An 18177-nucleotide genomic window follows, 5' to 3' on the forward strand; every position below is an offset into this window, starting at 1 on the left:
GCTCAAATCGAATCTGTCATTGATATTGCACCCAAAATCACACACATAGATTCGCACCATAATTTTCACCGATTTGATAGTTTAAAAGATGTATACATTCGAGTAGCAAAAAGGTACGGTTTAGCTGCACGTGGTGGCAATCGAAAATATTGTAAACGACTATCTCTGCAAGGAGTAAAATCAGCCGATTATTGCGAAAGTGCATGGTCTCGAGGGGAAATAAGTGCATGGAATTTTCTCAGTTTGGTTACTGCCACTTTTAATGAATTAAACGATTTTGCAATTGTAGAGATCATTACTCACCCAGGATTTTTTGATTGCTCACTTCAGACTTTATCCAGCTTGACTAATCAACGTAACGAAGAACTAAAGGTTTTGTCGTCAACTGATTTGATAAAACAATTAGGTAAACAAAATATTAAACTAGTCAGTTACGAAGAGTTAAATCATCGCTAAGTAGCGCTGTAAGCTGCCAGTTGTGACAACATACTCCGATTGGATGTTTCTTACGCTGTGTGGCAACGTGGCGCACTTTCTGGAAGGGGAATTAGCGAACAAAGTAGCTCGTCTGCAACCTGCGACTTTCGGTGTTATTGATCCCACCTGAATGGTTGCAAAAAAGCAACCCGTCAAGAACCTGCGACTTTGAAGAGTAATTGAGTGCTTTGGATGACTCCACATCGTGATTAATGAGCTTGTAACCGGAATCGAAGAAACCTTGTTGTGATATAGCCGGAGTTGGAAATATCTGCTAACCATTGATAATTACTTGATTACGAGCCGGTCTTGTCAGTTGCTTAATGCGTAAAAAGTCTTTTCCCTCTCTACCAAGTACGAGAATGTTGTTTCAAGTTTCTATTCAAGGCGTGCCCACGAATTCAACCCACGACCAAACTAAGAATACAAAGCAATCATCACCTCTCTGAGACACCCTCTCAAAATCTAACTCTTGAATTCTCCTTACCTCGATTTCTTCGGGGTGAGGAATTTCTGTGCTCGAGTTGCATAGGTTAATATATTTTAACCATCTTGATCTCACGAAAGGAGGGGGTATGTCTCGCCCAGAATTGAGTGCACCGCAACAAAAGTACCTCACATGGATCGCCAAGATTATTGCCAAAACCGGCCGATCGCCGACTCTGGAAGAGATTGGTGAACACTTCGAGTCTTCAGCGGTGAATGCATACAAGATTGTTGAGATCCTGGTTCGGAAGGGGTATCTCCGCAAATCCGGCTCTGGCCCAGTACGGGAATTGGAGTTAATCGATGAGGAAGGGACAACCGTCCACTCTGGTCAACTCCCGATTATCGGTCGTGTCGCTGCCGGTTCGCCGCTGTTGGCCGTTGAAAACAGAATTGGGTATGTATCGCTGGACGACACTTTTTCACGACGTGGGGCATCCTATGCGCTTCTGGTAAAGGGTGAATCCATGATCGATGCGGGTATCCTCCCTGGCGATAAAGTGATTGTCCGGCAACAGGTAACTGCAGAAAAAGGTCAGATTGTGGTGGCGCTGATAAATGACGAAGCGACAGTAAAGAAATACTACCCTTTGGCCAGCGGAAAGGTCCGGCTCAAGGCTGAGAATCCCAATTTTGATGACATTGTAGTTTCTGCAAATGAGTGTTCGATTCAGGGTATTGTCTTAGGTAGCTACCGGGAGTTCAAATAAGCCATGGTTGTAGGCTTTTCATCACCAGCACAGGACATGATCGCCGATAATGTTTCGTTACATCGGTATCTGGTCCCCCATCCTCTCAATTCGATGTTTGTCGAGATGAGTGGTAACTCAATGCGTGGTGTGGTGAATACAGCAGACCTACTGATCGTCGAACGATCGAATCAAGCAAACCCCGGTCAGATCGTACTAGCACAAATCGATGGCCAGTACATGATTCGTTTCCTTGGAAGAGACCGCAACGGATTCCTCCTGTACGGAACGATGCGCAACGAACAGCCGGTTCGCCCTTCCACCGATATTGCCATCGTCGGCATTGTGACTGGTCTCGCCAGACGATTCCAGAGCAACACTCCCAAACGCAAAGAATCCAGTTAACCATCCTTCTTAGTACTTACGATCCAGACGTAACCGCTAATGAAGGCAGCGGTGAAAGCAAAGAGTATTCACTTTTCATTCAGGACCAAGCATGAATATCGAACGACTGACAAATTACGATTTTCCAGAAGACATGATTGCCGGTTGGCGCAAGCTGGGGATGAATGAACTCCAGCCGATCCAGGCACAAGCTATTCTGAAATACAAGCTGTTCAATGGTAACAGCATGATAGTATCGGCACCCACTTCCTCGGGTAAGACCTTCGTAGGTGAGCTGGCAGCCGTCCACCAATCGATCGACAAAAAGAAAACAGCATTCCTAGTCCCGCTGAAAGCAATCGCCGAGGAGAAGTTCCATACTTTCCAGCAGATGTACACTTCAGCCGGAATCAAGGTAGTCATTTCTACTCGAGACCATAAGGAGTTTGATGCCGACATTGAGAATGGCAAGTTCGATATTGCGATTCTCGTGTACGAGAAATTCTTCCAACTACTCAACAGTAATAAGGGATTTCTGAGCAGCCTGGGACTCGTCGTTATCGATGAGTTGCAGATGCTGGCCGATTACAGCCGTGGTACCACATTGGAAATGATTCTGACTCATCTGAGGATGCAACGCTCGAGATTAGGATTCCAGATTGTAGGATTATCGGCAGTATTGGGAAATCACCGCCTGGTAAATGAGTGGTTGGGAATCGACCTACTCCATTCAGAACGCAGACCGGTAGAGCTTCGGATCGGTTATCTCTATAAAGGGGTGTTTCATTTTAAGTCGATGAATGATCACTCAACCGGTGAAGAGATGATTCTTGCAAGACCACCGCAGGAGCGTGATGCCGTACTGTACTCAGCCGTCGCACATTTTTCGGAACTGGGTGAGCAGACTCTGCTGTTTCTAAAGGATAAAAACTCCGTTCGAAACATAGCGTCCGCACTGGCGGGATGGGTCACTGCTCCACCTGCCGAAGAAGCGCTGGCTGAACTTGAAAACCTGGAAGAGACTCATTCCCGGGATGAATTGGCAGTTCTCCTGCAGCACGGAGTGGCAATTCATCATGCCGACATGACGAGTGAAGAGCGTGAACTGGTAGAACGACACTACCGGAATCGCAGCATCCAGGTACTGGTGTCCACGACTACACTCGCCATGGGTGTCAATCTGCCAACTAAAAATGTTTTCATTGAATTGCAACAGTGGCGATACGATCCCAAATACAAGAAACTCGATACGGTCGATCTTCCGAAGGGTGAGTTTGAGAACATGGGTGGCCGTGCTGGTCGCTTCCAACTGGAAGATGATTTTGGTCGAGCGATCGCACTGGCGGATTCGATCGTGGAACGCGAGCAAATTAAGAGATTCTATCTGGAGGGTGACCTGGAGGAGATTAAACCCAACCTTTGGCGCTCCTCGATGGCTACCACTGTTCTTGGTGTGGTCTCCCTGCTTGGTGGTGGTTCCATTCAGCAGATCAAAGATTACCTCCAGAATTCCTTGAGCTGGCATGTACATCAAGCTAATGAGTACGAAAGGAAAGAACTCGGATATGAACTCGAAGCCGCCATTAATTACTGTATTGCCGCAGAAGTCGTAATTGCCAACCAGGATGATCGGCTGACGTTAACCGAATTTGGTGTCGCAGTTGCCGGTATGGGTATTCGGGTGGAAACAGCCAATACCCTGAAAAAGTGGTTGACCAACCGCAGTGACTTACCAATCAACTCGATCGAGGCGTTCCTATTCTCGATTCTTACAATGGATGGTCAGGAAGGATTTCTCAATTTCTCTACTTCTGAGTTCAGACAGTATGGTGACAGATATCTGAGGAACGTGACTGAGCAGATTGGCTCCCACGGAAAATCGTTGTTTGAACAGATCTGTGAAAACACGCTGGATAGTTATAATCGGGCTAAATCCTGCAAGACTGCCTTAATGCTGAGTGATTACATCGGATCGCTTAGTAACAAAGAATTAGAGAAGCGGTATCAGGCATATTTTGGAACCATTCGACGAGTCGCTGAACAAATCTCCTGGGTATTATCCAGTGCAGCAGAGCTGGCTAAAACACTTCAGTGTCCGGCCGAATGGCAGAAATCCCTGGTTCAATGTGCCATGCAGATCCAGCACGGTATCTCTGAGGATGGATTGTTTCTGGCACAGCTCAAGATTCCCAGACTGGGCCGCGAGCGCATCCGGAAATTGGTCAATGATGGGATCACGAATGAGAAGCACGTTGTAGAAGCAGGATTTGAGTATTTGGCCAAGCTGGTAACCAAGCCGGTAGCGCAAAGTCTTATGGATTACTTCGAACGTAACCAAGATCAAACTCGGTCTGATAACTCATCCAAACAGAAGGCTGGTGGCGAATTGAGCGCTTCTAATGTTCAGAGCAATGGTGGTACCGGGATCATTGTCAACAACAACCACGGAACAATTGTCATTCACCAGAGCGCCGAACCAGTGTTACCGAGCGGTGACATAAACTCGAATGGCGAAGATTTATCTGCGCTTCCACTCACAACCTGGCAGCAGGAGGTCACCCAGCGGCTGGAACGACTCCCGGCTCCAGAGTTACGGGAACTATACAATGAAGTTCGCGTAATGCGACATAACCGAATTCAGCCCGCTCGGGATACTGCGCGATCGGCTAAAACTGTACAACAATTATCCGATGCTGCGATCAAACTGCAGGGTGAGTATCGTTCGTTCCAGCAGTTTCTGCTTGAGCACTTTCATGCCGTTCTACTTCAGAATCTGGATTTGGAGTTTGCGGTAATTGCCAAACCCCGCAAAGCGATGGAATCGGTTCGGACTAGTTTTCAAGCGCTAATTGACATTATCACCCAAGCAGTAAATCGGCTTGGAAATCTACTCAATAAGTTCAAGACGTCTCCCGAGGAGTTACTGCTGGAAGCGATCACCATCTGCAAGCCAGTGATGAACGGTACGGCGATTGATACAAGCGGACTAGCCCCTGATGTCGACCGTGTTGAGTCGATCTTTGCGCGGCAAGGTGTAATTGAGGCGTTTTCGAATCTGCTGCGCAATGCGGAAGCGAGTCTCGCATCAGTAAAGCAACCAAAGGTAATCCTTACATCCCGGATCAGTGATGAACGAACAATTATCGGCATTCAGGACAATGGTCAGGGGATTCCATCCACAAAGCAATCCCAGATTTTCAAGGATGGGTTTTCGACCAAGGGATCCGATGGATTTGGACTAGCACATGTCAAACAGACCGTGGAAGCGCATGGTGGTTCAGTCACTCTGGTTTCCAGTAAACCACGCCAGGGAACGATGTTCGAGGTCGTACTATGACAGCGAACAAAATGCGGATACTGCTGGTTGAGGATAATCACCAACACCGTCAAATGTTGAAAGAGATTCTCTACGGTAAATGTGAAGTTGACTGCGCGATTCATTATACCCAGGCAAAGGACAAGCTCAAAAGAAACCAATATGAGCTGGTACTTCTCGACCTGATGCTGCCACAGCGGGATGGATCACCCGTACTCGAAGATGGATCATTGGGCTTGTCATTGCTGCGCTTGATTCGAGATACCGAACCTCTATTACCAGTAGTAGTCATTTCTGCACTGCAGAATACTTCAACTACACTCCAGATTCTGAAACTCGGTATCGCTGACTTTATCGTGAAAGACGAACTGGAGGAGCAGCTCCCAGTTGTATTGAAACGAGCCGATCTGATACGCCATGGACGGGTCGACAATCTTCTGCTGCGCCATTACCAGCACTCGGATCACAACAGCAAGTTCGTGTTCGCTGACAAGACGATGAAGAAAATCGACGAGTTAATCTCGATCTACTCAAATAACAGCTCTTCTGTTCTGATCCTTGGTGAATCGGGAACCGGTAAAGAGGTAATTGCCCGCGAGATTCACGAGCGAAGTTCCAGATGTAACGATCCGTTTATTGACATCAACTGTGGTGCCATCCCGGAACATCTGCTCGAATCTGAACTGTTTGGACACGAGAAAGGTGCCTTCACCGGTGCCGATCGGATGAAGAGTGGTCTGATCGAATTAGCCCAAAATGGTACGCTGTTCCTGGATGAAATCGCAGATCTCTCTCTAGTCACCCAAGTAAAGCTGTTACGATTTCTGCAGGAGCGAACGTTTCGTCGCATCGGTGGTGCAAAGATTCTTGCGGTCGATGTCAGAATTATTGCTGCAACCAACAAAGACATTGGGAAAGAAATTGCTGCCGGGCGATTCCGAGATGACCTTTACTACCGACTTAGCGGTGTTGTCTTGCAAGTTCCCCCATTGCGTAGCCGTAAGAGTGACGTTCCGGTCCTGGTAAAGAGCTTCTTACAGCAAAGTCACAAGGGGAGTGAGATTGAGATTGACTCCAAGATTATGAAACAACTGCAGCGCTACGATTGGCCCGGCAATGTGCGTGAATTGCAGAGTGTGATACAACGGTTTGTCGTCATGTCCAATGGGAAGGCAATCAACAGCAAGCTCTTAACTGCGATGCTGGCAAAGCCGAACAGTGATGCGCACCATGAAGTATCAGATGCAGATAAAGTGGAAATCGATAATCTGATGGTACTGGAGAAAGCTGCGATCATACGAGTACTGGCAACCAGTCTCAATCAGAAAGTTGCTGCGCAAAGGCTGGGGGTGGCAGTTTCTACGTTGCGCAGAAAGATGCGTGATCACCTGTTAGTTAAAACCGCGAAAAAGAATAAGTCGCTTTCCACCCACGTCCGAACTGAACAGATAAGTGAAACCAGAACTACCGGAATACCACAGCTATTATTGCAATTTAAGAAAGGTCAATCATTTACAACAAGAGAAGCGATGGAAAGGCTGGGAGGGATAAGTAGGAAACATGCGACTACAATTTTGAATCGACTCATCGAAGCTGGGAGAGTAAAGAGAGTGTCAAAAGGATTATATCGATTCATTTGATTGCCGATTTAACCAAGTCCAACAAGCTACAGTAGGCAAGTGACAGCAGCTAAGCTTCATCTGCTTAATTTTTGATCATTATTATAATACGATGAACATCGAGTCTAGTATCAATTTATGGTAAACGGTTACAAAATCTTCTTAGATATGTTCTGTTCTCCATGAAACGTCTTTCATGATACATCAATCCTCTAGAACACTTAACCCTTTCGATTTTAGAGTTCAACCAATATTTTTGACTTCCGTCAAAAAATCGCTAGTGATGAATCAATATCTTACTAATTGTTCTACAATTGGGAGAGGGTATGCGCATTATTCTAATCGTGATTGTTTTAGCAATCTCACAGTTTAGCATGGCATCGATCTGTATTGATTGCCACAAATCGAAAACACCTAACATCGTTTCTGATTGGCAACTCAGCAAACACAGCCAAAATGGCATTGGATGTGAAGCTTGCCACGGAGAGGATCATAAAACTTCAACGGATTTCGCTAAAGTAAAATTGCCAACACCGGAAACCTGCAAACTGTGTCATGAAGAGCAAGTTGCACAATTCAGCAAGGGTAAACATGCACTTGCTTGGGCAGCCATGAAGGCAATGCCAAGTTTTCACTCACAACCGGATGCATCCAATGGAGGAACCAAAGGGTGTGCAGGATGTCATCAAATCGGTCTGAAATCAGTTGACGAAATAAAAGAATTGAAGAAGACCAATGGTGGGTTTGGTGTTGCATCTTGTGATGCCTGCCATACTCGTCACACCTTCTCCGTTACAGAAGCAAAGCAACCACAGGCATGTCAAACCTGCCACATGGGTTTCGACCACCCACAATGGGAAATGTACTCAAATTCGAAACATGGTGTTCGTGCATTACTAAAACAGTCGCACACGATACCCGAAGGAAGTGCGGCTCCGACTTGTCAGACTTGCCACATGCAAAGTGGAAATCATGAAGTAATGACAGGTTGGGGATTTCTTGCGGTTCGTTTACCCCTACCGGAAGACAAACAGTGGAAGGATGATCAGGTTACCATTCTGCAAGGTCTTGGAGTGCTAGATCCTGATGGAAAACCAACTGGTCGTCTTGATGTCGTCAAGGGTGCCAAGGTTGCTCGACTTACTCAGGAAGAGTTTGATGCACAACGCAATAAGATGATAAAAACCTGCAATGAGTGTCACTCGGAACAGTTTGCAAAAAATGAGTTAGCACATGCCGACTCAATGATTAAAGCTGCTGATCACGTATTAGCAGAAGCTATACGCGAGGTTGCTGGATTGTATAAAGATGGTTTGCTGAAAAAACCTGCAAACTATGCATATGCGTTCCCAGATCTGTTAAACTTCCATGATTCACCAACGGTAATCGAGCAGAAGTTGTTCAGAATGCACTTAGAGTATCGCATGAGAACTTTCCAGGGTGCATTTCACATGAATCCAGATTATACAAACTGGTACGGCTGGAGTGAACTTAAACAGACACTTTCTGAAGTAAAGGAAATGGCTGTCGAAATGCGCCGAAAGCATTAAGTTACAATCGTCTGAGAAGTTCAGCTTGCCACAATCGTAATCATATTCATGGCAGCATTTTAATCATACCCCTCAGTAACAGTGAGGGGTATGTTTGCTTTAGTACATCATCACCATTAAATCGATATAACTTTCGGATCAAGCATTCTAACTTTTTAATTCCGCACAAAATCAAAAACTGTCTTCAAAGCAGCAGTTAGCAGAACGACTGCAAGTAGTTTACGCAGAATCCTTGAGGAAAATCGATTTGCACCCCAGTAGGAACCGATGAATCCCCCTAGGGCAGCAATCGCCAGAAAACCAATGGAAGCAGTCGTTACCGTTACGCCGGTGAAAAATCTTCCAGCCAATCCTGCAATCGAATTTAACAATATGAACCCAGCTGCAATGGCAGATGTTTGAGAAGGTGTTGCCCAATTCAGTAAGATGAACATTGGGCTGATCAGTATTCCCCCACCAATGCCCAGCACCCCCGAAATGTATCCTACGCCTGCTCCTAGTATTGGTAGTAAATAAATGTGGATCTTATCAACAATGACTTTGGATGGCGTACTTTCGGGGCGAAGCATGAGAATGGCTGCATAGGTCAATAAAGTTGAAATCATCACCATGTATGGCTTTCGATCGATCGTCAACATTCCACCAAGAAATGAAGCCGGTACGGATGTGATGATTAGTGGTAGCAGCAGACGCCAGGAAAACTGCCTCGCCTTCATGAAGTGAAATAGTGCGATTGCCGATACGACGACGTTAAGGAGTAAGGAAGTCGTACCAATGAAGCGGTTCGAAAAGGAAAACAAGGTTAAGACTGCAATGTAACCGGTCGCCCCACCATGTCCCACGGAAGAGTATAACATCGCTACGACAAAAACGCATAACCCGATTGGAAGTAGTTCCATGTCATGACTTACTGTGATCGACTTTTATCGGCGAACCAACGCTAACAGTGCCGCCGGTGAGTACCCGTGCAAAAATCCCCTCGCGCGGCATGACGCAATCCCCTACCTGATAGTAGATGTTGCACCGCGCATGACACTCTTTTCCAATTTGCGTGATTTCGAGTCGAACGTTCTCAATGGAGACAAGATCTCCGATTTGTAATTGCGACAAGTCAATGCCCAACGTCGTAATGTTCTCGGCAAAACTTCCAGCTGTGACGGTTGCTCCAAGCTGCTGCATTTTCGCAACGCTTTCCATTGGTAGCAGGCTGACCTGGCGATGCCAATTGCCGGCATGTGCATCGCCCTCAATTCCCCATTCGGGCAGCATGACGACTGTGGGTACATTCAATTTGGGTGTTCCCTTTGTCTCGCTGATCGATAGCGCAACAATCGTTCCTGTAGACATTGATCAACCTCCATGTCGTGAAGACAGCCACTGAAAACTGGCGGTAGCGCCAGCGGGAAGGACTTCACACGCTTCCGGGAAATGTAACAAGGCATTCGCCACGGCAATCCCGCTGAGCATGTGCGACTCTTGCGCTGACATCGGAGTAATTTCGTAATGATCGTCAGCCCAAACTGCTACTACGCGAACGAAATCAAGACGACCCGCTTTCTTCGTGATTGGCTGCATCAAGATCCCGCTTTGCATGGGTAGCACTGCCGCCGTTGACCCCATTAATTTCCGTATTGCCGGCAGGACAAACTGCTCCAAAGTCACCATCACGGCAACGGGATTACCCGGCAATCCAAAAAACAACTTGGGACGTGACTTCGTTCCATGGGTGCCGAAAAATAACGGTTTCCCCGGTTTGATGGCGACCTTCCAGAACTTCTCCGCAATGCCTAACTCTAGCGCTGCCGTCCGAATGAAATCGTACTCGCCCATCGAAATGCCACCGCAGGTTACGACGATGTCAGAATGTTTCATCGCAAGCCGCAATGACTGCAACGTTGCAGACAAATTGTCCGGCAATCGATAAGTCGTTCGTGGTGCAATGCCGAGTTGTGAAAGCTCAGCAGTTACCATCGGTAGATTCGAATCGTAAATCTGTGAAGGACGATCGAGTGTTTTTCCGACCACGACCAATTCATCACCAGATGAGAAAAGGCTGATTCGTGGTTTGCGAATGACGTTCACGCGCGACATGCCAAACGTTGCCAACATTCCGATGACGGAAGGCGTGATTTTGGTGCCTACGGGTAACAGTTCTGTGCCTTTGAGGACTTCCCTTCCGGCATGACGTATGTTCTCACCAACGATTGGTGTGCGATTCAACGATACTTTCCCGCCAACTTCCAGTTCCTCCCGCATGATGACCGAATCAACCCCTGGTGGAATCGGCGCGCCGGTAAGCACCTTGACCACCCCGTTAACCGGAAGGCATTGTTCCGAATGTTCGCCAGCTCGTATTGATTCGAAGGGGTGTAACGTTACTGGTTCCTTTGTCGTGACTTCACGAAAATCATCCGCACGAAATCCATAGCCATCCACGGCAGAGTTGTCAAATCTAGGCAAAGAAAATGGCGCCACGAGCGGTTCTGCGAGATAATGTCCCAATGACTTACTCAAAGTCATGACGCGTGATGGCAACGTGACGGAATTTGCCAATACTTCACTCAAGGCTTCCGCATGCTGCATCATCGTTTTGCTCGTTTCTCTTCATCCTTCCATGAACCGATCCCTTGAATCATTGGAAAGGCATGCAGCAATCCTGGGAACAGGGCATCCAATGACTCAGCGACCCCCTTCTTGGACCCAGGCAAATTCACGATGAGCGTGTTCTTGCGCAATCCTGCCTTGCCACGCGAAAGCATAGAATATGGAGTGCGCGATTGACCAAATGCTCGAATTGCTTCAGGAATGCCAGGAATCTCACGGTCAATGATCTCAGACATTGCTTCAGGAGTTGTATCGCGAGGGCTGAAGCCTGTCCCACCGGTGGTTAGAATGAGGTCGACCTTCCGTTCATCACAAAGATTATTGATCGTTGAAACAATGATCGACTTTTCATCCGGGATGATCAAATACTCTTCCACAGCCATGTCATGTTGCGTCAATCGCTCCATGATCGCCTTACCAGATGAATCACTTTTCTTGCCGGCGGCAATCGAATCGGACATGACGATGACTGCTGCCGTCAGTGTCCGTTCAAGGTTCTCATGAAAGTCTGATTTTCCGCCGCGTTTCTCAAGTAACTTGATTTCGCCGATCAGCAACGATTCATCAATCATCTTCAACATGTCATAAAGTGTCAGTGCCGCAACCGATGCCGCCGTTAGCGCTTCCATTTCGACACCGGTCTTTGCGATGCTTTTCACCGTGATCGTTGTGATGATGACCGTTCCTTCAATTCTGAAGTCCACACCGACAAAGTCAATGGGGATTGGATGACAATACGGAACGATGGACGGCGTTTGCTTTACTGCCTGCACCGCGGCAACCTTTGCGACCTCCAATGGATTCCCCTTAGGGATGGTGCCAGCATTGATACGCTGTAACGTCAATTCAGAAACATGGATTCTTGATTCTGCTTTGGCCGTTCGCAATGTCGAGTACTTATGAGATATGTCGAGCAATCATCCTCCAATCCGAAGCATCGTTCGGTTATCCATCGTATCGTCCACGACGCCGTGTGCCTCCATCTTTTGTCCAAGTGCCGATTGAATGGCGTCGAGTAAATCACGCTCACTGGCACCTGATCGCATGAGATCACGCAGGGAGACCTCATGCGCATGAAACAGACACGCTTTGATCGCACCATCTGCCGTGAGGCGCAGCCGGTCACAAGCGGCACAAAACGAATGTGACATCGGGGAAATGAACCCGATCAATCCTTGATGCCCAGGAATTCGAAACAAATCTGCCGTATCACTCAAATGCGCTTTGGCGATCGGTTCTAATGCATGGTCACGTGAAATTCGATCGATCATCGATGCTGCGGATATTGACTTATCCTGATCCCACTCCGTGCCAGGAAAGGGCATGTACTCAATGAACCGCACGGTAAGATTATGATGTTTCGTGAGCGACACGAATGAACTCAATTCATCGTCATTTACCCCTTTCATGACGACGACATTGATCTTGACTGCATCAAACCCAACTTCGAGCGCGCGTTGCACGCCCAGCCAAACGGAATTGAATTCATCCCGTGCAGTTATCCGTAGAAAACGATCCGCATGCAAGGAATCAAGGCTAACGTTTATGGCATTCAAACCAGCATCACGTAAACTGGATGCCATGTGAGTCAGTTTCGTTCCATTGGTCGTAAGCGCAACCCGTTTTACACCCGGTAGTGAATGAGCATGGGCAATCAATTCCGGCAATGCCGGTATGAGCAACGGTTCGCCACCCGTAAACCGAATTTTCTCGATGCCGAGCGAGACGAAGAGTCTGATCAGCGTCAGCAGCTCTTCCTTTTGCAAGTGTTGTCCGTGCGCCATCCAACTTGGGCGTTCGTGCGGCATGCAGTAACTGCAGCGCAAATTGCAGCGGTCGGTCAATGAAATGCGCAAATACGTGTGTCTTCGCTGAAAGCGATCAATCAGCCTCATAGGGTCCCTCGCATTTGTCATCCAATCAGAGGGCATCGAACTCTTCCTTGGTATTCACGCCACGCAGCGATTCAAATTCGTCCTGCGATAGCTTGACGGCATGAGCGCCTATCGTTTGTAACGTCTTGCTGACGGAGCGCTCGCCACGTTGATACATTGCTGAAATCTCACCAATCACGTTACTTGGAAGAAAGCAAGGAATGGGCTCAATGAAGTCATTCGCCTTGGATTGAAAACACGTAGGTACTTCGGTGCCATGCGAGAGTAGTATTTCCAGCAACGATTTTGTTAACCGCGGTTGGTCACAGGCAACGAACAAATACCCGCTCGCTTTGCGGCATTGAGTTACGGCTATGATGCCCCCCAGTGGTCCCGTAAATGCTGCTTGATCTGGGATGATGCTTGGTAACGCAATATCGTGCGGTTCATTGTTGTCTTGTAGTCCTGATATGACTTGCAGGTCTGTCACCGGCCTGAGTATTCGCAGCATTCGCTCTAGCATGGTGGTTCCATCGCGCAACCGCAACAACTCCTTGCGTTGACCCATGCGGCGGCTTTGGCCACCGGCGAGTACGACGCCTAGCAGATTGGTGTTACTAACGGAATTACTTGGATCAAACAATGCAACCTCGAGCGCACAGTCAAAATTACGCAATGCGCCCTTGGCAGAACGGGGAGTTCGTGGGGCGCTCCTTCGCAAATGGCAGGCGTTGCCGTTTCCAGCAAAACCCTATCGGATGAAGTACCATTTCAGATGAGGTAGGTAAATCATCTCGGAGCTGATGTGTCGTGTTTCATGAGTCTAACTACTCATGATTTTTATCATTTTTCAGCGTACAAGTCAAACCAGCGGTGTACATCAGCATGAATCTTCTCATGAACGCCCTCACCGATTCGCTCTCGTTCAATGGAATCAAACTTCTCTTTCAAATCAGCATGCATCGCCGGTGACATGCTCTGCTCAGCCATTGTAAACAGAATGTTATTCTCTTTGAAGATGTGGCTAGCAAGCAACGAGACGTATCCACTTGCATTCTCAGCAAAGGATTGATGGGATTGTCCGGCTTTCATGTCCTCTAGACCATTCATCATTCCACGAACAAATTTACGACCCATCTCATGCTCGTGTAACATTACGCCGATTGGACCCATTTCGCGCGACATTCCCATCGCTTCCATTGCTGGAAAAAGACAATCCTCTTCCTTGCCATGGTGGCAATTATCGGCAAAGGTTCGAATCGCTTCAACCATGTCAGCTAGATCAGCCGTATTGATCAATTTTCCAGCTACTAGCTGTTCTGTTGCACTACTTAATGCTGCAATGAGGTGCAGTATGATTTCATGTTCATGACGTAGTTCGTCAGTTGCGTACATTCTTTTCTCCGATTTGGTTCCCTACAAGTTACTACACAGCAGGTAGACAATTCTTGATGAAAATCAATTTCGAGATTAACAGGGTTTCTCAGCACCTTTCCTTGCGTAGTACCACCAGTTGATCACAAGACAACTCAAGTAGTACGCCATGAATCCGTAAAAGGCAAACTGCGGTGTTTTGGCTTTGATCTGCGCGCCAAAGACTTGTGGAATAATGAACGAGCCGTAGGCAGCGATTGCGGAAGTCCATCCGAGTACCGGACCTGCGATCCTGGGTCCAAATATGATCGGTATCATTCGAAACGTAGAACCATTACCAATGCCTGAGGTGACAAACAGTAACAACATCATTACCAGAAACGGCATGAAGTAGATTTCCGGTTGTTGTGCGCCCAGAGCGGCATGAACGAAGAAGGCAGCCCCAAACGCAGCACCGATCATCAGTACCGTGTCCCACTGCGTAACTCGTGCACCACCAAACTTGTCAGACAACCAACCACCACCGGGACGAACGAGTGAGCCTACGAGTGGCCCAAGCCAGGCATACGCGAATGGACTTGGTGCATTGGGATTGACTGACCCATCCGGTAGATAGCCGAAGACATCCTGTATCAGTTTTGGAAAGGCCGCAGAATATCCAATAAAGGAACCGAACGTCATTACATAGAGCCAAGTCATTACCCAATTGTGCTTTTCCTTGAAAATGACAAACTGATTTTCCAAGTTCGTTCTGATCTTTCCCGGTGAAAGATACTTCATGAGCATGAGTGTCAATGCAATAGTGATTGGTAGAACAATCCACATGCTCCACTTCAAGGAAATCAGTAAATACAAACCCACAGCCGATGCGCCATAAGCCAGCAACATCAGATACAGCATCTTTAGGATTGCACTGGCATCAGAACCAACCTTGTGTACCGCCATGTTGTTCATGAATGCCCAGGCAATGATCGTTAATGCGATGAGAATGGGAACCCAAACGAAACCACAGTTTTGAATCCAGATGCCGCTGGTTACTGGCACTCCCTGTACGATTTTTGTCAAAGGATAGGAATCACCACCCAGCGCACCAAACACGCCGAACGTCATTACGAAGGGTAGCAGCACTTGCATGACGCTAACGCCCAAGTTTCCCAAACCAGCATTCAATCCGAGTGCGGTTCCTTGCATGCGTTTTGGAAAGAATTGCGATATGTTGGACATTGAGGAGGCAAATGCACCGCCGCCGATGCCTGAGAGTGCAGAGAGAATCACGAATGCCGCATACGAAGTGCCCGGAGAACTGAGTGCAATTCCCAATCCCAATGCTGGCAGCAGTAACAATGCCGTTGAAATCGCGACGGCATTCCTACCACCACTTAAGGCAACGAAAAATGAATTGGGAATGCGTAGCGTTGCTCCCGTTAACCCCGAAATGGAAATCAACGTGTACAGCATGGCTTTGTTGGTGGCAGGATCTGGATCAAAGACGAATTTCAGCTCTTGCATCTTCGTCGTAATGATCGACCAAAACATCCAGACTGCAAATCCGCAAAGCAAGCATGGGATGGAAATCCAGAGATTACGGTTTGCAATCTGCTTCCCTTCCTGATGCCAAAACGACTCATTCTCAATGTCCCATTTTTGAGTTGTCATTGCCATGACTTTTTCTCCGTAGTTTAAGTTCGTACTGCAGATTCATGCGTCGTGTCGACTTGACGCATCAGATCAGGGACTTGCTTGTGCATCATTTTTTGAATGACCAAATGCATCCAAACCAACGATATGACTGCAACGGCACCCAGTAATATCCAGCAGGTTGTCCAAATGCCGGATCCCTGCAGCATGTAGCCAAAGATGATTGGACAGACGAAACCACCTAGTCCACCAATGACGCCGACAATCCCACCAACAACCCCCACTTGATCGGGATAGTAATCGGGAATGTGCCGGTAAACGGCAGCCTTGCCAATTCCCATCATGATGCCAACCGCAAAGACCAACGCCGTAAAAATCCAGACGTTTGCTTGGAAGAACAGATGGGTCACGCCACGGGCGAGCAACTGTTTCTTGATGACCTTGTCGCCCGGATGCTCGACGGGAACTTGCCAGAATTCTCCAATCGGCATGACCAGGAAGTTTCCTTCCTGTCGGTCACGCCATCCGTTCGGTTCCTGTTTGAGGGGGTAGCTTCGTTCATCGACTTTCACGTTCAACGGCGTAGCTTCGGTAACGACGCCCGAGCGAGCGGCCATAATCCCCTGACCGGGTGATTCAATGTCCATGCGTGGTATGCAGAGCAATGCACATCCCACGGCGCAGGAACCAAGCACCCAGTACATCATTCGTCGGGCACCAAACTTGTCGGATAGGTATCCACCTAGCGCGCGAATCAAACCAGATGGCAAACTGAAGATGGATGCCATCAATCCCGCCATCGTAACGGACATCGAGTAAACGTTGACGTAGTAGGGAACCAGCCACTGCGCCAATGCAACAAAGGCACCAAACACCAGGAAGTAGTAGAGCCCAAACCGCCAGACGCGAATGAATTTCAATGGTTCCAGCCGCTTTCGAAGCGATAATCCTGCAGTGTGTTCCGCTCGCTTTTCATGCGTGGCGAAGTAGAAGATGATCGCCATCAACAAGAGCGCAGCGGCATACATCTTGGGTAGATTTCGCCAACCATCCAGATGAGTGTGATTATCCGTCAACCACATCAAGACCGTTGGTGCACCGAGCGTTGTCAAGGCAGATCCAGCATTTCCTACGCCGAAAATGCCCAGTGCAGTTCCTTGATGCTGCTTGGAAAACCAGATCGATGTGTAGGCTATGCCTACCGCAAATGAAGCGCCAGACAGACCGAAGCCAAGACTCGCCAAAAAAAAGCCATAATAGGAATCGGCATGGCTCATGAGGTACATCGGTATTGCCGCCAAAAGCATCAGAATGGCATAGACCCTTCGGCCACCATACTTATCCGTCAACACGCCAACTGGCAATCTGAAGATGGAACCGGTTAATACCGGTATTCCGATCAACCACCCCATTTGCGCTTTTGACCAAAGGAATACGTCATGATCAACGAGATATGTGATCAACACGCCATTCATCATCCATGCCGAAAAGCAAACGGTGAATGCGAGCGTGTTTAGGATTAACACTTGATATGCTTGACGGGATTCGGACATTATTGTAACCCCCGAGCTTTGGTCGTTTCGATCATTTTCGGTTAGCTGCCAGCAGTGCGGCAAATCCATTGATCAACTGGCGGATGCCATACATCACGAACAGAGTCGCCAGAATGATCATGAAGACATGAAAACGATTTTCCCACAGGTTGTGCGTGAACAAACTCCAAGGATTTCCACTATGCGGATTCACTGGATGGGTACCATTGGCAAGTTCCTCCACGTCCGTCGAACCATCATGATCGATGTCGCTAAGCGGATCCAGTAACCCAGAAAGTTTTTCCGGCGTGCGTCGCAGTTCGATGAATTTCGTTCTGCCCAATTTGCCGATGATGGCATTGCCAAACGGATTCAGTATGGGACTATCCACCTTTTGTCCCGGTGTAAATGCCATTCGTGCTCGGTTCAGCTTCTCGAGTTCCGTTGGATTCAATGCCCCTATTTGCCCTGGTGATGCCCCTTCGGGACCATTACTGTTCGAATGACAGAAAGCGCAGTTTACCGGCGTACCGGAGTTCTTTTGGATCTGCGCTTGGAACTCCGGATAGGCATGGCATGCCGCGGCAATGGCAATGAAGACTAGTAGCAATAGATTGCGAGATTTTGATGACAT

General features: G+C 47.8%; 16 protein-coding genes and 1 riboswitch. Of the genes, 6 read left to right on the plus strand and 10 right to left on the minus strand.

Annotated features, from left to right (window positions below; all coding sequences use genetic code 11):
• The 6 genes from OEM52_04190 to OEM52_04215 all read left to right on the plus strand — a co-directional run.
• The coding region (locus OEM52_04190; protein MDK9699336.1) for a ChbG/HpnK family deacetylase at window positions 1-456 on the plus strand (456 nt) is incomplete at its 5' end.
• Window positions 457-1052: 596 nt separating this feature from the next.
• The gene (gene lexA, locus OEM52_04195) at window positions 1053-1673 is read left to right on the plus strand and encodes a transcriptional repressor LexA (GenBank protein ID MDK9699337.1); all 621 of its coding nucleotides are present in this window, start codon (window positions 1053-1055) and stop codon (window positions 1671-1673) included.
• A 3-nt stretch (window positions 1674-1676) separates the two neighbouring features.
• On the plus strand, window positions 1677-2057 hold the full coding sequence (locus OEM52_04200; GenBank protein ID MDK9699338.1) for a S24 family peptidase: 381 nt from the start codon (window positions 1677-1679) through the stop codon (window positions 2055-2057).
• Between the two features lie 91 nt (window positions 2058-2148).
• Entirely contained in the window at window positions 2149-5373 is a 3225-nt protein-coding gene (locus OEM52_04205) for a DEAD/DEAH box helicase (protein ID MDK9699339.1), read from the plus strand.
• Window positions 5370-6992 (plus strand): sigma 54-interacting transcriptional regulator, encoded by a 1623-nt coding sequence (locus OEM52_04210; GenBank protein MDK9699340.1) that lies wholly within the window; start codon window positions 5370-5372, stop codon window positions 6990-6992. The genes OEM52_04205 and OEM52_04210 overlap by 4 nt, the downstream gene beginning before the upstream one ends.
• Before the next feature lie 305 nt (window positions 6993-7297).
• Window positions 7298-8521 carry a multiheme c-type cytochrome gene (locus tag OEM52_04215; GenBank protein ID MDK9699341.1) on the plus strand — a complete coding sequence of 408 codons (1224 nt, stop codon included), beginning with the start codon at window positions 7298-7300 and terminating at the stop codon, window positions 8519-8521.
• 155 nt (window positions 8522-8676) lie between these two features.
• On the opposite strand, the gene OEM52_04220 is transcribed toward OEM52_04215, so the two are convergent.
• The 10 genes from OEM52_04220 to OEM52_04265 form a co-directional block, all read right to left on the minus strand.
• Window positions 8677-9420: a sulfite exporter TauE/SafE family protein gene (locus OEM52_04220; protein ID MDK9699342.1), complete on the minus strand. Its 744-nt coding sequence runs from the start codon at window positions 9418-9420 to the stop codon at window positions 8677-8679.
• Between the two features lies 1 nt (window position 9421).
• Entirely contained in the window at window positions 9422-9868 is a 447-nt protein-coding gene (locus OEM52_04225) for an MOSC domain-containing protein (protein ID MDK9699343.1), read from the minus strand.
• Window positions 9869-9871: 3 nt separating this feature from the next.
• Window positions 9872-11107, minus strand: coding sequence for a molybdopterin molybdotransferase MoeA (locus OEM52_04230; protein MDK9699344.1), 1236 nt, complete (start codon window positions 11105-11107; stop codon window positions 9872-9874).
• Window positions 11104-12042, minus strand: a complete 939-nt coding sequence (moaCB, locus tag OEM52_04235) for a bifunctional molybdenum cofactor biosynthesis protein MoaC/MoaB (GenBank protein MDK9699345.1) — start codon at window positions 12040-12042, stop codon at window positions 11104-11106. Before moaCB ends, OEM52_04230 begins: the two co-directional genes overlap by 4 nt.
• Window positions 12043-13020: a GTP 3',8-cyclase MoaA gene (gene moaA / locus OEM52_04240; GenBank protein MDK9699346.1), complete on the minus strand. Its 978-nt coding sequence runs from the start codon at window positions 13018-13020 to the stop codon at window positions 12043-12045.
• Window positions 13021-13045: 25 nt separating this feature from the next.
• The gene (locus tag OEM52_04245; protein MDK9699347.1) at window positions 13046-13642 is read right to left on the minus strand and encodes a molybdenum cofactor guanylyltransferase; all 597 of its coding nucleotides are present in this window, start codon (window positions 13640-13642) and stop codon (window positions 13046-13048) included.
• Window positions 13643-13693: 51 nt separating this feature from the next.
• A riboswitch (molybdenum cofactor riboswitch) is annotated at window positions 13694-13811 on the minus strand.
• Between the two features lie 31 nt (window positions 13812-13842).
• Entirely contained in the window at window positions 13843-14394 is a 552-nt protein-coding gene (locus OEM52_04250; protein MDK9699348.1) for a hemerythrin domain-containing protein, read from the minus strand.
• A 75-nt stretch (window positions 14395-14469) separates the two neighbouring features.
• Window positions 14470-16035, minus strand: a complete 1566-nt coding sequence (locus tag OEM52_04255) for an MFS transporter (GenBank protein MDK9699349.1) — start codon at window positions 16033-16035, stop codon at window positions 14470-14472.
• A 17-nt stretch (window positions 16036-16052) separates the two neighbouring features.
• Window positions 16053-17564: an MFS transporter gene (locus OEM52_04260; GenBank protein ID MDK9699350.1), complete on the minus strand. Its 1512-nt coding sequence runs from the start codon at window positions 17562-17564 to the stop codon at window positions 16053-16055.
• Between the two features lie 31 nt (window positions 17565-17595).
• Entirely contained in the window at window positions 17596-18177 is a 582-nt protein-coding gene (locus OEM52_04265; protein MDK9699351.1) for a hypothetical protein, read from the minus strand.

This window comes from bacterium (assembly GCA_030247525.1).
Taxonomy (GTDB): domain Bacteria; phylum Electryoneota; class JAOADG01; order JAOADG01; family JAOADG01; genus JAOTSC01.

Excerpts from the sequence above, each read along its gene's own strand:
- OEM52_04265 (MDK9699351.1), bottom strand. The coding sequence starts at position 18,177 with ATGTCATCAAAATCTCGCAATCTATTGCTACTAGTCTTCATTGCCATT.
- OEM52_04255 (MDK9699349.1), bottom strand. The coding sequence starts at position 16,035 with ATGGCAATGACAACTCAAAAATGGGACATTGAGAATGAGTCGTTTTGG.
- OEM52_04260 (MDK9699350.1), bottom strand. The coding sequence starts at position 17,564 with ATGTCCGAATCCCGTCAAGCATATCAAGTGTTAATCCTAAACACGCTC.
- OEM52_04225 (MDK9699343.1), bottom strand. The coding sequence starts at position 9,868 with ATGTCTACAGGAACGATTGTTGCGCTATCGATCAGCGAGACAAAGGGA.
- OEM52_04250 (MDK9699348.1), bottom strand. The coding sequence starts at position 14,394 with ATGTACGCAACTGACGAACTACGTCATGAACATGAAATCATACTGCAC.
- OEM52_04230 (MDK9699344.1), bottom strand. The coding sequence starts at position 11,107 with ATGATGCAGCATGCGGAAGCCTTGAGTGAAGTATTGGCAAATTCCGTC.
- lexA (MDK9699337.1), top strand. The coding sequence starts at position 1,053 with ATGTCTCGCCCAGAATTGAGTGCACCGCAACAAAAGTACCTCACATGG.
- OEM52_04210 (MDK9699340.1), top strand. The coding sequence starts at position 5,370 with ATGACAGCGAACAAAATGCGGATACTGCTGGTTGAGGATAATCACCAA.
- OEM52_04215 (MDK9699341.1), top strand. The coding sequence starts at position 7,298 with ATGCGCATTATTCTAATCGTGATTGTTTTAGCAATCTCACAGTTTAGC.
- OEM52_04205 (MDK9699339.1), top strand. The coding sequence starts at position 2,149 with ATGAATATCGAACGACTGACAAATTACGATTTTCCAGAAGACATGATT.
- OEM52_04220 (MDK9699342.1), bottom strand. The coding sequence starts at position 9,420 with ATGGAACTACTTCCAATCGGGTTATGCGTTTTTGTCGTAGCGATGTTA.
- moaA (MDK9699346.1), bottom strand. The coding sequence starts at position 13,020 with ATGAGGCTGATTGATCGCTTTCAGCGAAGACACACGTATTTGCGCATT.
- OEM52_04200 (MDK9699338.1), top strand. The coding sequence starts at position 1,677 with ATGGTTGTAGGCTTTTCATCACCAGCACAGGACATGATCGCCGATAAT.